Here is a 14,133-nt window from a genome sequence, read left to right as displayed (position 1 = left end):
GTATCATTCGTTTATCTTCTCCATAAATGCCTCATAGCTTTCAGATTTCATCAGACAGGATATTTTCTGATAATCATTTGCAGTACTTCCCAGCCATTCGAAAAAAGTACTCAGATTATGTCTCCCATTCTTACTAATCGCGGGCATCAGAACCAGCTTGACAGAATAATCTCCCCACTTAATTGGTTTTTCAAGTATCCCCACCGCGATTTTCGATTCCCGGCTCTGCAAAAAAATGGGATGGGGCACAGCGAAGGAATACACAAAAGATGTGGGAGACATCTGCTCTCTTTTTATAACTTCTTCCTGAAACGTTTCATCCACCACTCCGGCCTGTACCAGTTTCTGACTCAGAAAACCAATCACCTCCAGCGGAGTCTTGAAATCCAGGCCCGTAAAGAACAACCGTTTTTCTATGATACAGGCAACACCTCTGGTAAAATCTTCCTGATACTTCTTCTCATCCAGATAATTCAAAGCCTGAAATATCTTTCCTTCATCCTCTATCCTCACAAAAATAGAAATCTGTACAGTAAGGATATTTAAGTCATGCTGAAGTGGAAGAGTCGTCAGAATCAGATCTGGCTTTGCATTGAGTACCTTTTTCCTTTCAAAAAAATTGTGACAGTCTACAATGTAAATCCGTTCCCGGAATACTTTTTCAATCTTATCAACACACAAACTGGACAAAGCCTGGTTTATAGGATAAATCATCAGTACCCGGTATTTCTTCCTGATCTCCCTCTTCTCTAAAGAGGCACCGATATACTGTGCAAGATAACTGATATCATCTTCATCAATCTTTATCTTTTTCTTCTCCTGTATTACTTTACCGGCACAGATTGCCATTTCAAAGATTTTAGGATATTTCCCTTTGATCTCACCTGTATAAAAATCAGAAACATCTATTTTCTTTCGTTTTCTGACAATCATCTGCAATACAAGTGCTCCAAGTCTCACCTTCAGTTCTTCATCATCGCATAAATTCGTATTAAAATTTCTTTTTATCTCCTGTAAAATATCTTCAGCAAGCAAACTCAGGTCCGGATCCGGATTGCCGATCCTGTCCTGATCCTCCAGAATCATATCTTCCCTTTTTACCGCAATCAGCGATGCCAGATATATAATTTCTCCCTCGTATTTCCCAATAATAAACTGACGCTCCATTTCACGAAAGAAATCTTCCGCCATCCGGTATTCCAATGGAAACCTCTTTTTCATGTCTTTCCAGCCTTCTACCTCCTCTTTGCTGACGTATTTTCCACGAATCATCCTCTTCAGACTTGTTGCTACGCTTATGAGTAATTTGGGAATTTCTTCTTTTCTTATTCTATATTTATACTTTTCCCATAACATACTAAGCTTCTCCGATATTATGGAAACAGGAATTCCATCAAACTCCTTACTCAGGCTGTCAAGATTCAGAATATTATTTTTACGCTTGTCAATGATCAAATCCCTGTAAAATATTCTTTTCTCCTGTTCCGTTCCTTCCAGGCTGACACAATTTTTTTTACGCAGTATTTTTATGGATTCATATGTATCAGTCAGCTTTTTCAGTTCCCGCAACTCCTTTTCCAATGTATTCTGACTGATGCATAATTCCTCTGACAACTGAAAAAGGCTGATTTTATCCGAGCAGAAGAATAATTTTTTTATCACAAAAAGACACCGCTGTTCTGTAGTCTGGGGAATCCTTATTTCTTCACTTCCCTTATACTCTTCCAGTGCACGAAAGCAAAATCGGTATCCGAATTTAATATTTGACTCTATTACCGCCGTTTTTCTGCTGCTGTTGATCCGTTCAATATCATAACGTATGGTTCTGTCAGAAACATTAAGAATCGCTGATAATTCCTGTCCGGTTTTCCACTTTTTCTCACTTCTTAGCAAAGAAATGATCTTTTCCTGTCTGTCGTTCAACATAACCCCACTCCCCATCATGGCACCCTGTTTAAAACCAACCAAAGCCGTCTGCTTCCAAACACTTGAAAACAAACGACTTTTTTAACGACGTTGTTAAATATCTTTTCTGGTTTTTCTGTTCTCCTGTTCCAGCTGAAAGTATTCCCCCTATTTATATACTTCGAATTGTCCAGCCTCTTCATCCGGATCAATCACAAATGTGCCATGATCCCCATCCACACATGCCGGTTCCTGGTCCCTGATATCAGCCAGATCGAAATCCAGTCCTAAAACTGCTGGTATCTTCAGCATTCTGATCAGAATTGCAGTATGGGAATTCCGGCTTCCTCGTTTTGCTGCAAATGCCAGAACCATATCTCTATTTAATCTCATTGTCTGGCTTGGAGTCAAGTCTTCTGCGACAATAATAGACGGTTCCTCTAACTGCACATCATTTTCCCTGTTAGTCAGTACTTCTATAAGTTGTCTGGATATATCCACAATATCAATTGCCCGCTCCTTCATATAATCATCCGGCATCTGGCGGAACTCTTCTGAGGCAACTGCTTCAGCAGACCGGACTGCTTTTACTGCACTTTCTTTCTCCCCCTCTATGCATTGATAGATCTGTTCCAGGTACTCTCTGTCTTTCAGTATCATCCGGTGCATTGCAAAAATTTCCGCATTTTCTTCACCGGCTATTTGCAATACATTTTTATATAAAAGCTCCAGCCTCTGGTCCACCATGCAAACTGCATCCTCAATCCGCTTTCTCTCCTGTGCTGTATCAGTAATTTTATGTAGATCATCAGGAATATATATTCTTTGCAGCTTCTTGATCTTACCAACCGCAATCCCCCCTGATGTAGCATTACCATAATACTTTTTCATTCTATCACTCCCTGACCTCATTACAGACTTTCACAAAAAAATGTTTCAATTTCTTTCTCTGCAAATTCTTCGTCTGGTCCGTCTATCTCAACAGTAATTGTATCGCCTTTTTTTACACCCAACTGCATCAGGGCAAGAAGATGATCTGCTTGTGCAGACTTGTCTCCTTTTATGATGGCAGCCTCTATATTATATTTTTCAAGGATCTTCACCAGGTTACTGACAGGTCTTGCATGAAGCCCCAGCTGATCCTTTATAGTATAATTGAATTTTTTCATCGTTCCTCCCAACTCCGGTTTCTGTGTACTATTCCTTAATAAATCCAAATAAATATTCCGGTTCCAGCAAATCTAACAGCATTCTTTCTTCATCTTTTACTTTGCCAACGTAATTCCAATAAGGCTGTAAGGGTATTTCTTTTTTAATGATCTGCATCTCACCTCTGTAATGAGACAAACGGTCATTGACTATCACTATGTCACCTGGCTTTAGCACAGTCTTGGTACATTTTCTTTCCGGTATTCCCACATTCCTGAAATCCTTTCTTCCCATACTGCTGCGGATGAAAATATCGGAAGCATCAACCCGGTCGAAGTGGGAATAGGAGTATAAGATTCTCTCCTCTTCCGGCAGAATATCTTCTTCCGTTTCTATGCGTAACGTGATCCTGCTTGTATCAATCCGGGACAGTGCCCGTAATTCCTCTTCAGCCGCAAATGCATTTCCGATCAATATGTCATCGATTTTTCCGGTTGCCAGTAAATGTCTGGCCTGCAGGTCAATGGGCAGGCCTCTGTGAATTTCACAGGTTACCAGCCCTTCATAGACAGGCCAAGGGCCAAAGGTGCCCCGGTTATTACTGGATACAAACGCAGAAACGGGCATTCCTGAATTTTTATACTGATTGGTAAACTTCATGAACCGTTCCCAGCCCAGACCGGTATACTTCTGCGGATAAAAATTATGGCATGTGACCATATTATGTATATCAGCGCCGCGCTCCAGCATCAGATCCAGGCTTATGTTGGAGCTGGCATTGAACTCAATAGCGATTCCATAAGGGTTGTGCGTCAGGGCAATATCCTCACGGTCGCTGAAATGCCCATCCAGACGGATGATCTTTACCCCCATATCTGCAAATATCTTTAAATCATCAGGCTTTGCGTTCAAATAGGTAAATACTTCCGGGTTGGTATCCACACCAACCGTAAATCCCAATTCAGCTGCCTTCCTGATCCAGCTTCCGAAATGATCCACAATAGTCTGTGGAGGTTCTTCTACTGACAGAAGGCAGGTAAATATTCTTGTAAAACCGTATTTTGCCGCCAACTCTATGTAATCCATGTCCTTTTCAGGTGTAGAATGTTCCGGATAAACGGATATACCAAATCTATGCATGTGTATTCCTTTCTAATAAACATAATCTTTGTACTGGTCCTTTGGTACTGACTTCTCTGCTAATATTTTTGCCATACTGCACATGTTTTTCAGGCTTTTATTCAGTTCTGTTTCTCCCTTTTTGGGGCATTTCACAATATTCACCTTTTCTTTAAATGCAGCAATTACCTCTTCGTTCTCCTTTGCCATGGAAGCAAAAGCCGGCACTGATGTCCGGTCATTGATCCCGTAAGCCAATTCCGCACACATCTTTGCATAATCCTTATAATCAAATGCAGGTCCGCAAAGAACCACATCCGGTTTGATCATTTCGATCTTATTGCATATTTTGCGGCTGATCTCCTGGCCGTTTTCAAAATAGGTTCCTGTTCCGCAGAAAAAGCAGGCTATAACCTTCTCGTCATATTCCTTTAGAAATCGCTCCATCATGATACTTGGCCCTATGGGCACGTTTTTAGCTCCAAGTGGGATCATAGTATCTGTTTTTGTACCAAGTCCGGCTTGGATCTGATCATAAATCATAACTATCTTAATCATAACATACTCCTAATCATCAAAGGACAGTTCATCCAGTGATATTTCTTCTCCATCGGCTTTACTGCCTGATTCTTCCATGATATAATTCTTATCCATTGATTTTACAAAAGGCATATAAATCATTGCTCCTAATGCGATCAGTACTGTCTGGAGAAGAGCTCCCTGCCACCCGGAAGACAGAAATCCCGAAATGATAGGCGGTGTGGTCCATGGCATTACAACCCCGTTGCAGATCGGTACGATGCCCATGCTCATGCAGAAATAGGTGACGATAATATTGAACATGGGAACAATTACAAATGGAACCGCAATCACCGGGTTCAAAACCACTGGTAAACCAAAAATAATTGGTTCATTAATGCCAAATATGGCCGGTATAATGGACAGTTTTCCTAACTCCTTGATTCTTTTTGATTTGCAGAAAAAGAACATGATAATCAGCATGGATAGAGTGGAACCACCGCCTCCATAGGTTGCAAATAAATCCTGGAACTGAACATTGATAATGTGCGGAAGCTCCTGTCCGGCCTGCAAAGCACTTAGATTTTCCGCAGATAAAGCGTATAAAATGGGACGGAATACAGAATCTGTGATGTTTGTTCCGTGTATACCGAAAAGCCATAGAATGTGGGCAAAAAAGTAGACTCCCAGCATGGCCCCCAATGAATCCCCAACCTGTTGCAGCGGCATCTGAAGAATATTAAAAATAAAATCAAATGCATTGTTCCAGGGTGTAAATGAAAAAATAATATGAATAACCAAAAATGCTGCTGCTACAATCGCGGCAGGTAAAAGAGCTGCAAATGACTGTCCCACTGTTGGAGGCACTCCTTTTGGCATACGGATGACCCAGCCTTTTTTTTCGATCCGTTTATATATCTTTACCGAGAATATAGCACATAATATTCCCACAAAAATACCTTTTGACCCAACCCAGTTTAGGGGAATGCTTGCAACCTCATAGACTTTTTCCGATCCTTCCGGAATGAAAGAGGTGGTCAGAGGCATCAGCATAAACCAGCCCATCAGTGCAACTGCCGCACCGAATATTTTGTTTGTCTCCTCATACTTTGCATAATTATATCCGATACCCATAACAACAAAAACAGCCATCAAAGAGAATGTGGCGTCTGTTACTACCGATAAGACTGATGATATAGATTCTCCGCTGATATAGGTATTTTTCAGCAAATCGATCCATGGCTGAATCGGAAAGTTTGCAATCAGCATAAAGAATGAACCCACAACCAGCAGAGGCATACTGATCAAAAATCCATCTCTTATGGACAGCAGATATTTGTTCTTACTTATAACCTGGGCAACGGGCATTAACCTGGATTCTAATTTTTCCATTAATTTGTTATTCATATTTTCCCTCTCCTTATCTTGTTTTGATGATCCTTCCTGTTCTATGAAATTCCCCTTTTAATTAATTTAACTGCATATTTTAATACAGCTTCCCCATTCATCATTCCGTAATCCTTTGCATCAATTACGCCGACTGGTGTATTCCTTTTTTCATAAATATTTTTGGTGTCAGAATACAGAAATTTCACCTGCGGCCCCAGCAGGATACAGTCTGGATGCAGTTTTTCATAAATCTCTTCCATTTTTGCGATTGAAAAAGCCTTCACTTCTACCGGTATCTTGTGTTCATCCGCGACCTCCTGCATATTTCCTGCCAGCATACTGGTAGACATTCCCGCACTGCAAAACAGATAAATCCGCTTCATTTCCCCACCTCTTTTTCCAGTTCTGATAATTTTCCATAGACACTTTTAAATTCCATAAACAAGGTCTTATATAATTCTGCCGCCATCAGCTGATCCTCTGCGTGCATCACAAGAACCATAGAATTTATGGATTCCGCCGCATCCTTCAGCGCCAGCAATTCGGTATGCGCATCATGCCCCTGCACATAGCTTTTTTCTCCTTCTTTCACCAGCTCTGTTGCCCGGGAAATGTCCCCGTTCTTAATCTGGCTGATCGCTTCGATAAAGTCAGACTTTGCAACCCCCGCCGCTGAAATGATCTGAAAGCATTTTAATTCCAGTTCCTGCATCTTCCTTACCCTTTCTGTTTTAATGATAAAAGTATAACTTTTATATAGCCCTTATGCTTACCCATTGTTTTCCCCTCACTAGGAAAAAAAAGACTGCTGTTTTCCGGTTCAGCAGTCTTTCTTGCAAAATTTTTACATTAATTCAGTTTTTACCTTATCCATGGCTGACTCAATCACCTTGTCCATATCATAATATTTATACTCTCCCAGACGGCCGCCAAAAATTACACGCGGCTCTTTATCAGCCAGAGCAGCATACTTTTTATATAATATCTGGTTCCTTTCATCATTAACAGGATAATACGGTTCCATGCCTTCCAGCCACGTTTCCGAGTACTCCCGCGTGATCACAGTCTTTGGCTGGGTTCCAAACTCAAAATGCTTGTGTTCAATGATCCTGGTATAAGGTGTTTCCCTGTCTGTATAATTGACCACAGCCACTCCCTGGTAATTGTCCGTATCTACCACCTGGGTTTCAAAACGCAGGCTACGGTACTCCAGCTTTCCGAACTGATATCCATAATAAGCATCAATGGTTCCCGTATAAATCACCCGTTCTCCCAGCCCGTCATAATATTCTTTATTTTCCAGATAATCCACACCCATTTCCACGTCGCAGCCCTCAAACAGCTTTTCAATGATCACATTGTATCCGCCTATGGGAATTCCCTGGTATAAGTCATTGAAATAATTGTTGTCATAGGTAAATCGAACGGGAAGGCGTTTGATGATAAAGGCAGGGAGGTCCTTGCAGTCTCTGCCCCACTGTTTTTCTGTATAGCCTTTCACCAGTTTTTCATAAATATCCCTGCCCACAAGACTGATGGCCTGCTCCTCCAGGTTCTGGGGTTCTCCGGTTATGGAAGCTTTCTGCTCTTCGATCTTTGCCTTTGCCTCTGCAGGGGTGGATATTCCCCACATCTTGCTGAAGGTGTTCATATTAAAGGGCATGTTGTACATTTCACCCATGTAATTTGCCACCGGGCTGTTGGTATAACGGTTGAACTCTGCCAGTTCATTGACAAACTGCCAGACCTTCTTATTGCTGGTATGGAAAATATGGGCTCCGTAACGGTGTACATGGATTCCTTCTGTTTCCTCGCAGTAAATGTTGCCGCCCATGTGGTCCCTTTTCTCTACCACAAGGCACTTTTTTCCTTTTTGCCTTGCCAGGTATGCGAAAACGCCGGAATAGAGGCCGCTGCCTACCAATACATAATCATATTTTTTCATGGTTTCTTTCTCCTGTCTCGGTTATAAACTGTCTACATTATACTAAAATCACCTGGAAAAGTAAATGTATGTGCTTATTTACTTCATCAGGATCAATATATAAGAGGTTTATTTGCCAATTCTAGGTTATTGGAGGTAGAATATCATTATACTTGCTAAATTAAAAGGATAATGCTTTAGGAGGTTGAAGGTATGTTTAAAGTAGCAATTTGTGATGATGAATTGAATGAAGCTGCGGTAATTAAAGAACTTGTGGAAGAATTTATGAAAGATCATGGAATTCTTTACAGCATTCAAGTATTTCTTTCCGGAGAGGAACTGATAACCTCCTCTATAAACTTTGATTTTGTTTTTCTGGATATATCTATGGGAGGAATGAATGGGATCGAAGCAGGAATGAAACTATACCAAAGAAACAGAAAAATCAGGATCATTTATATTACAGGTTATAATGGATACTGCAATGATGCAATTAACCGTGCACATGCATTTGCCTATTTACCCAAACCTGTTGAAAAGGAGCAGTTAATAAATCATATCAGTGAACTGGTACAAGTTATAGGATTGGACAGAGGAAATGATATAGAAATTGTGTTGTCTAATGCTACAGAAATAAGTAAGAGTGGAAAAAAAGAATACCCGGCAATTAAAGTAACTGTTTCAAAAATCCTTTATTTTGAATATGTAAAAACTGCACGTAAAATCAGAGTAAAAACAACAAAAAAAACGTACGAGTATTTTGGGACGATAGCAGATGTGGAGCAAAGGATGGAAATATACGGATTTGGCACCTGCTACCGTGGGGTGATTGTAAACTTTGAACATGTGTCTAAGGTAAAAGGGGATATGGTCTATTTGAATACGGGAGAAATATTACCATTATCACAAAAGCGCGTAATTGCCTTTAAAGAGCAGCTAAATGATTATGTTCACAGGAGTATTTAATAATGGAAAATAACATATTGTTTTTATTTGGAATCATAATATCATGTCTGGTTACAACTATAGTAATATTTCAATTTATAGGCAGCAGGCATAAAAAAGTATTTCAAAATAAACCGTTCTACTTTTTGGTTCAAATATCCGTCAGTATATTTTTAATGGCCATCAATTTGTTGCAGCAGCCATTGGTTAATATGCTTAGTTGGGTTGTCTTATATGGCTTAGTAAGTTATTTCTTATATTTTGATGATTTTGATAAACCGATACGAAGGGTTTTGGAAGCGGAAATAATGGTTTTGGTATTTGCAGTGTGCGAAGCTGTAGGAGTAACTTTACTTGAATTTATATTCTGGAAAATGCATATGCCTCTTTTGGAGCCAGAGGTGAAAAATTTTCTTAATATGACATTTTCAATGATTGTACTTTTGTTTATGTATTATATATTTATTTCTCCTATATGGGGGAAAAACGAGAAAGTCAAATTCACCAAAACTCAATATATACTTCATTTTATAATTACTATTTACAGTTTTATGAACATGGTTGTAATAGGCGTTTCATATGGAAAAATCAAGGGCGAGAGTATGAGTTTTATTTTGCTGATCAACTTGGGATTTATAATATTTGCAGATATGTATTTTTTATATTTTATACGATTTATGGAGGATAATTATCAGCTAAAGGTAAAATTGGAATTATTGGAACAGCAGGCGACTATGCAGTATAAATATTATTTACACCAGGAAAAGAATCATCAGGAATCTCTTCGTATACTTCATGATGTCAACAAGCATATAGCGGTAATGGAAGGGTTGTATCATGGAGATGATAAAGAAGGTACAATTAATTATATTAAAGAGATCAATACCATCTTAAAACCTTTACTCCCAAAGCAGCTTACCAATAATGGTATTTTAAATATCCTCTTAAATGAAAAAATACAAAATGCAGGAAAGCTACATATAGATTTACAATATGAAATAGGCAATGTTGATTTAAGCTTTATGAATCCTATGGATATTACTACAATCTTTGGTAATTTACTGGATAATGCCATAGAAGCTTGTGAACAAGTAAACGGCTCTCCATGGATAAGGCTGAAAATCAGTCCTTACTACGAAATGATTGCAATCAAGGTTGAAAACACTTCAAATAATATAGTCAGATGGAGCGAAGGCAGGCCGGTATCTCAAAAGGGAGCAAATCACGGAATCGGATTAAGCAATGTTGAGCGTGCAGTAGTAAAGTACGATGGTTCTATGAATCTTAGCAGTGAAAATGGAATATTTCAGTGCAATGTACTGATAAATATGTAGTTACATCCGGATTGAGCCCGGATTGACCGTTTACAGATGAAGTGCCTACCTCGTGCAAAAAAACTGTCTTTCGTGTTTTAAACATTGAAAGCAGGCAGCATTTGGCTATAATAAAATTATAGTTTTTAAAAAAAGGAAAGGAAGATAAAAATGATGAAAAACTTAAAAGAAACAGCATTAACTTTACTTTCAAAGGCAGCATTATCAACGTCCAAAAAGGAGGCAAATTCAGCTTGTATTTGTATAGGGTATCAACCCAAGATGCCTGAGAGCGTCACAAAATTCAAAAAAACAATTAATTAAATTTCATATTCAATAAATTGATGAAATAATGAAAAAAATAGTTGGCTACATATCAAAAAGCATGGTCAAAGATGGTATTATTTCAGAATCGGAACAGGATATCTATGATTTTGGTATAGAATGTTTGCTTCTAAAAATGATACATTATATTTCTTATATAACCATTGCAGTCATGATGCAGCAAGTTTTTGACTTATTTGTTATGGCATGTACATTTATTCCAATACGGGAAAATGCAGGCGGTTATCACGCCAAGACGAGAACGGGCTGCTACATGGTATCATGTTTTACGGTTTTTTCCAGCCTGCTGTTTTACAGACAAAATATGAGTGATCAGATCTATATTATAAGCTGGCTGCTGGCTTCTATCATTATCTATCTCTATGCTCCTATAGATAATGAGGGGAAAATCATGAACCATTCAGAGGTACAATATTATAAAAAAAAGTCCAGAATGGTTGTCGTAGTTCTTGGAGCATTAATAGGGGGAGTTTGGGCATTTAATAAAGTATATATCAGCAAAATGCTGATTTGCGGACTTACCGCTTCGGCAATTGCAATCATAGTAGAAAAACAAAGAAAAAAATGACAAAGCGGACTTGTGTCAATAACATAGACACAAGTCCACTTTATAGGGATAGATTTAATTGTGAGAAGTTTATCCTCATTTTCCCCCACCGCTAAATATAACCATTCTTCTGAGTTTTTTTGCGTATAAATGTCTAGAAAAAAGTCCTTGAGATAAATTTTTATGAAAGTAAAACCATCCCCCTTATACATAACTCACTGGGAAAATCGAATTCTCCTTTCAATATCCCGGTTATCTGATGGAACGTCCGGGCAGAATTAACGGATGAAAAAAGGGAATTTGTTGATGATTCCAACTTCCCCACTGGTCTCATCAACAAACTCCTTTCCTTTGCTCTTATCTTATCGTCGTCAATACTATTTATAAGGCTGTTAATTATGCCTCGTCATCCTCTCCTTGATCCTCGGCCCTATAATCTGAACTACGATCACCAGAATCAGAATGATCCCTTTAATGGCATCATTAATTAAGGAATCCATCTTCAGTGCAACGATGATCTTATCAATGATGGTATAGGACATGGCTCCAAAAAGGATTCCCAGGCATTTGCCTTTCCCTCCTGACATGCTGATTCCGCCTAATACCACTGCTGCAATGGCATACATTTCATAGCTGTTTCCCGTTGTGGCCGGGTCAGAGGAGGCATTCATGGCCACCCACAAAAAGGAGGCAAGCCCTGTCAAAATTCCTCCAAGCACAAATACAGACACTTTCATCAGGCTCACATTGATCCCTGCCATCAGAGCGCCCTTTGCATTGCTGCCAACAGCATAGACCTTTTTTCCATACTTGGTGCTGGTAGTTATGTAAACAAATAGTGCCGTGATCAAAATCAGGATCAGCCCCACAATGGGAACCGTAAAAACCTTTCCGTTTCCCAGGCCGTAAAAGGGCTGGTAGGAAGACAACTCCTTGATCATCCGGTACACGCTGCTGCCTCCGCCTGCCAGAGCTTTGTCAATATGCTGACAGATATATTGGGCAAAGGAACGGAATATCAGCATGGTAGCTAAAGTGACGATAAAGGCCGGCATTTTAACGTAGCCCACCAACAAGCCATTGATCAGACCGCAGACCGCACCGAATAAAAGCGCAAACACCAATGTGGCCAGAATACTATCCGTAATATTAAACAGGATCACCGACAGCCCGCTGTTTAAGGCCAGCATGGAACCTACGGACAAATCGATTTCCCCTGTCATGCAGACCAGGCCCATTCCCAGGCCGATGATCCCCACCACTGCCGAATGACGGAAAATATTCATGGTCCCGCTCCAGGTCAGCCCGTTGCTGGTTAAAGCATACACCGCAAAAATCAGCACAAACACGATAATAAAGCTGAATTCCCCGCACCATCTGGATACAACGCCCAGGGACATTCCGCTTTTCTTTTCTCCTGCCTTCATCTCTTCATCCTCCTATTTCCTGGTTCACGGCATTTGTGGAATACAGCATGACCGTTGTCTCATTGATTTCCTCGTGTTCCAGAATTTTGATGATCCTGCCGTTATAAAAAACTGCGCAGCAATCAGCTACCTTCTGGATCTCCGGTATTTCCAGGGTATTGATGAGAATCGTCTTTCCCTCTTTTGCCATTTCCAGTATCAGCCTGTAAATCTCTGCCTTGGCCCCCACATCGATTCCCTGGGTAGGATTATCAAACAGCAGAATATCAGCATCAGTATTCAGCCACCTGGCAATAAACACCTTCTGCTGGTTTCCCCCGCTTAAGGATATGATAGAATTCCGGCTGCTTCCGGCCTTGATATTTAACAGGGCCTTATACTTTTCAAACCGCTCTTCTTCCCTCTGTTTTCGTATGTGAGGCCTGGCCGCTGACAAGGTGTGTTCCGCCAGATACATGTTTTCCAGCAGGTTCATATCAGGAATGACGGAATTTTCTTTCCTGTTGGAAGCCAGCATGGCAATTTTAGACTTCATGGCTTTGTGGATAGAATGGGAAGGCACCCGTTTGCCTCTGATCCTCATCTCCCCTGATACAGACCTTGTGACTCCGAACATGCACTGCATCAACTCACTGCTTCCGGAGCCCTGGAGTCCGGTCAGCCCGATGATCTGGCCTTTTTTGATCTGCAAAGACACCTGTTCAAATCCTGGCCCTGAGAACTCATTAAGCTCCAGCACCACTTCTCCAGGGTTTCGCTTCTCATAGACTTCCCCGGCAGAATAAGTCTCTCCTACCATCAGTCCGGTCACCGCTTCCGGAGTCGTATCCCCTATGGCTCCTTCTCCTATGAACTCCCCGTTTCGGAATACAGTATACCGGTCAGCCAGTTCAAAGATCTCAGGCATCTTATGGGAAATAAAAATAAAAGAAGTTCCCGCCTTTTTCAAGTGATTGACAATGGTGAACAAATGCTTTACTTCTTCATTGTTTAAAGATGTGGTAGGTTCGTCTAAAATCAGCAGCTTGGCATTGAAGAACAAAGCCTTCGCGATCTCCAGCATTTGTTTCTGACTGGTCTTTAAATCAGCCACCAGTTCTCCGGGATTTATGTCAACTCCCAGTTCATGAAACAGCTCTTTTGTTTCCTCCATCATCTTCTGTTTGTTCAGCTTTCCCAGCCTGTTCTTGTACTCTTTTCCAAGAAAAATATTTTCATATACTTTTAAATCATTAAATAAATTCAATTCCTGATGGACAAAGGCAATTCCCAGTTCCTCCGACTGTCTGATGGTGATGGTATGGATCTCTTTTCCGTCAAATGCAATGGTTCCGCTGTCTTTGGGAAACACCCCTGTCAGCACATTCATCAGGGTGGATTTCCCTGCCCCGTTTTCTCCCAACAGCGCATGGACCTCCCCCTGTTCCACCTTTAAGCGGACTCCTTTTAATACCTGGATTCCGTTAAATGTTTTACAGATCCCATTCATTTCCAATAAGCTCATATCTCAACCTCCGGTTTTATAAAAGGGGCCGTTCCTTAAGCGATGAA

Annotated in this window: 15 protein-coding genes; 4 read left to right on the top strand and 11 right to left on the bottom strand. The window is 40.4% G+C overall.

Annotated elements, in window-relative coordinates:
- Positions 1–3 precede the first annotated feature (3 nt).
- From K401_RS0112885 to glf, 9 genes are all read right to left on the bottom strand, one after another.
- Positions 4–1,926 (bottom strand): BglG family transcription antiterminator, encoded by a 1,923-nt coding sequence (locus K401_RS0112885; RefSeq protein ID WP_024293338.1) that lies wholly within the window; start codon positions 1,924–1,926, stop codon positions 4–6.
- Positions 1,927–2,073: 147 nt separating this feature from the next.
- Positions 2,074–2,796, bottom strand: a complete 723-nt coding sequence (locus tag K401_RS0112880; RefSeq protein WP_024293337.1) for a phosphoenolpyruvate-utilizing N-terminal domain-containing protein — start codon at positions 2,794–2,796, stop codon at positions 2,074–2,076.
- A gap of 20 nt (positions 2,797–2,816) precedes the next feature.
- Positions 2,817–3,074: an HPr family phosphocarrier protein gene (locus tag K401_RS0112875; RefSeq protein ID WP_024293336.1), complete on the bottom strand. Its 258-nt coding sequence runs from the start codon at positions 3,072–3,074 to the stop codon at positions 2,817–2,819.
- A gap of 28 nt (positions 3,075–3,102) precedes the next feature.
- The gene (locus tag K401_RS0112870; protein WP_024293335.1) at positions 3,103–4,194 is read right to left on the bottom strand and encodes a DUF871 domain-containing protein; all 1,092 of its coding nucleotides are present in this window, start codon (positions 4,192–4,194) and stop codon (positions 3,103–3,105) included.
- A 12-nt stretch (positions 4,195–4,206) separates the two neighbouring features.
- On the bottom strand, positions 4,207–4,731 hold the full coding sequence (locus K401_RS0112865; protein ID WP_330362262.1) for a GrdB-related putative oxidoreductase: 525 nt from the start codon (positions 4,729–4,731) through the stop codon (positions 4,207–4,209).
- 9 nt (positions 4,732–4,740) lie between these two features.
- Positions 4,741–6,099, bottom strand: a complete 1,359-nt coding sequence (locus K401_RS0112860; protein ID WP_034620232.1) for a PTS sugar transporter subunit IIC — start codon at positions 6,097–6,099, stop codon at positions 4,741–4,743.
- Between the two features lie 41 nt (positions 6,100–6,140).
- Positions 6,141–6,464 (bottom strand): PTS sugar transporter subunit IIB, encoded by a 324-nt coding sequence (locus tag K401_RS0112855; protein WP_024293332.1) that lies wholly within the window; start codon positions 6,462–6,464, stop codon positions 6,141–6,143.
- On the bottom strand, positions 6,461–6,793 hold the full coding sequence (locus K401_RS0112850) for a PTS sugar transporter subunit IIA (protein WP_024293331.1): 333 nt from the start codon (positions 6,791–6,793) through the stop codon (positions 6,461–6,463). Before K401_RS0112850 ends, K401_RS0112855 begins: the two co-directional genes overlap by 4 nt.
- Before the next feature lie 132 nt (positions 6,794–6,925).
- Positions 6,926–8,026: a UDP-galactopyranose mutase gene (glf, locus tag K401_RS0112845; RefSeq protein WP_024293330.1), complete on the bottom strand. Its 1,101-nt coding sequence runs from the start codon at positions 8,024–8,026 to the stop codon at positions 6,926–6,928.
- Between the two features lie 192 nt (positions 8,027–8,218).
- Between glf and K401_RS0112840 the strand changes: the two genes are divergently transcribed.
- From K401_RS0112840 to K401_RS0112825, 4 genes are all read left to right on the top strand, one after another.
- Entirely contained in the window at positions 8,219–8,971 is a 753-nt protein-coding gene (locus tag K401_RS0112840) for a LytR/AlgR family response regulator transcription factor (protein WP_024293329.1), read from the top strand.
- Between the two features lie 2 nt (positions 8,972–8,973).
- A complete protein-coding gene (locus K401_RS0112835) occupies positions 8,974–10,284 on the top strand; it encodes an ATP-binding protein (RefSeq protein WP_024293328.1) in 1,311 nt (436 codons plus the stop codon).
- A 150-nt stretch (positions 10,285–10,434) separates the two neighbouring features.
- Positions 10,435–10,587 carry a cyclic lactone autoinducer peptide gene (locus K401_RS31230; RefSeq protein WP_242837819.1) on the top strand — a complete coding sequence of 51 codons (153 nt, stop codon included), beginning with the start codon at positions 10,435–10,437 and terminating at the stop codon, positions 10,585–10,587.
- A gap of 28 nt (positions 10,588–10,615) precedes the next feature.
- The gene (locus tag K401_RS0112825; protein WP_024293327.1) at positions 10,616–11,176 is read left to right on the top strand and encodes an accessory gene regulator ArgB-like protein; all 561 of its coding nucleotides are present in this window, start codon (positions 10,616–10,618) and stop codon (positions 11,174–11,176) included.
- A gap of 371 nt (positions 11,177–11,547) precedes the next feature.
- Here the strand turns inward: K401_RS0112825 and K401_RS0112820 are convergent, their stop codons facing one another.
- Positions 11,548–12,582, bottom strand: coding sequence for an ABC transporter permease (locus K401_RS0112820; RefSeq protein WP_024293326.1), 1,035 nt, complete (start codon positions 12,580–12,582; stop codon positions 11,548–11,550).
- Positions 12,583–12,586: 4 nt separating this feature from the next.
- Positions 12,587–14,086, bottom strand: a complete 1,500-nt coding sequence (locus K401_RS0112815; protein ID WP_024293325.1) for a sugar ABC transporter ATP-binding protein — start codon at positions 14,084–14,086, stop codon at positions 12,587–12,589.
- Positions 14,087–14,133: the final 47 nt, after the last annotated feature.

This window comes from Lacrimispora indolis DSM 755, assembly GCF_000526995.1.
Taxonomy (GTDB): domain Bacteria; phylum Bacillota; class Clostridia; order Lachnospirales; family Lachnospiraceae; genus Lacrimispora; species Lacrimispora indolis.
This window is presented reverse-complemented; position numbering and strand designations above follow the sequence as displayed.

Excerpts from the sequence above, each read along its gene's own strand:
- K401_RS31230 (WP_242837819.1), top strand. The coding sequence starts at position 10,435 with ATGATGAAAAACTTAAAAGAAACAGCATTAACTTTACTTTCAAAGGCA.
- K401_RS0112875 (WP_024293336.1), bottom strand. The coding sequence starts at position 3,074 with ATGAAAAAATTCAATTATACTATAAAGGATCAGCTGGGGCTTCATGCA.
- K401_RS0112870 (WP_024293335.1), bottom strand. The coding sequence starts at position 4,194 with ATGCATAGATTTGGTATATCCGTTTATCCGGAACATTCTACACCTGAA.
- glf (WP_024293330.1), bottom strand. The coding sequence starts at position 8,026 with ATGAAAAAATATGATTATGTATTGGTAGGCAGCGGCCTCTATTCCGGC.
- K401_RS0112860 (WP_034620232.1), bottom strand. The coding sequence starts at position 6,099 with ATGAATAACAAATTAATGGAAAAATTAGAATCCAGGTTAATGCCCGTT.
- K401_RS0112815 (WP_024293325.1), bottom strand. The coding sequence starts at position 14,086 with ATGAGCTTATTGGAAATGAATGGGATCTGTAAAACATTTAACGGAATC.
- K401_RS0112865 (WP_330362262.1), bottom strand. The coding sequence starts at position 4,731 with ATGATTAAGATAGTTATGATTTATGATCAGATCCAAGCCGGACTTGGT.
- K401_RS0112850 (WP_024293331.1), bottom strand. The coding sequence starts at position 6,793 with ATGCAGGAACTGGAATTAAAATGCTTTCAGATCATTTCAGCGGCGGGG.
- K401_RS0112840 (WP_024293329.1), top strand. The coding sequence starts at position 8,219 with ATGTTTAAAGTAGCAATTTGTGATGATGAATTGAATGAAGCTGCGGTA.
- K401_RS0112820 (WP_024293326.1), bottom strand. The coding sequence starts at position 12,582 with ATGAAGGCAGGAGAAAAGAAAAGCGGAATGTCCCTGGGCGTTGTATCC.
- K401_RS0112880 (WP_024293337.1), bottom strand. The coding sequence starts at position 2,796 with ATGAAAAAGTATTATGGTAATGCTACATCAGGGGGGATTGCGGTTGGT.
- K401_RS0112855 (WP_024293332.1), bottom strand. The coding sequence starts at position 6,464 with ATGAAGCGGATTTATCTGTTTTGCAGTGCGGGAATGTCTACCAGTATG.
- K401_RS0112825 (WP_024293327.1), top strand. The coding sequence starts at position 10,616 with ATGAAAAAAATAGTTGGCTACATATCAAAAAGCATGGTCAAAGATGGT.
- K401_RS0112885 (WP_024293338.1), bottom strand. The coding sequence starts at position 1,926 with ATGTTGAACGACAGACAGGAAAAGATCATTTCTTTGCTAAGAAGTGAG.
- K401_RS0112835 (WP_024293328.1), top strand. The coding sequence starts at position 8,974 with ATGGAAAATAACATATTGTTTTTATTTGGAATCATAATATCATGTCTG.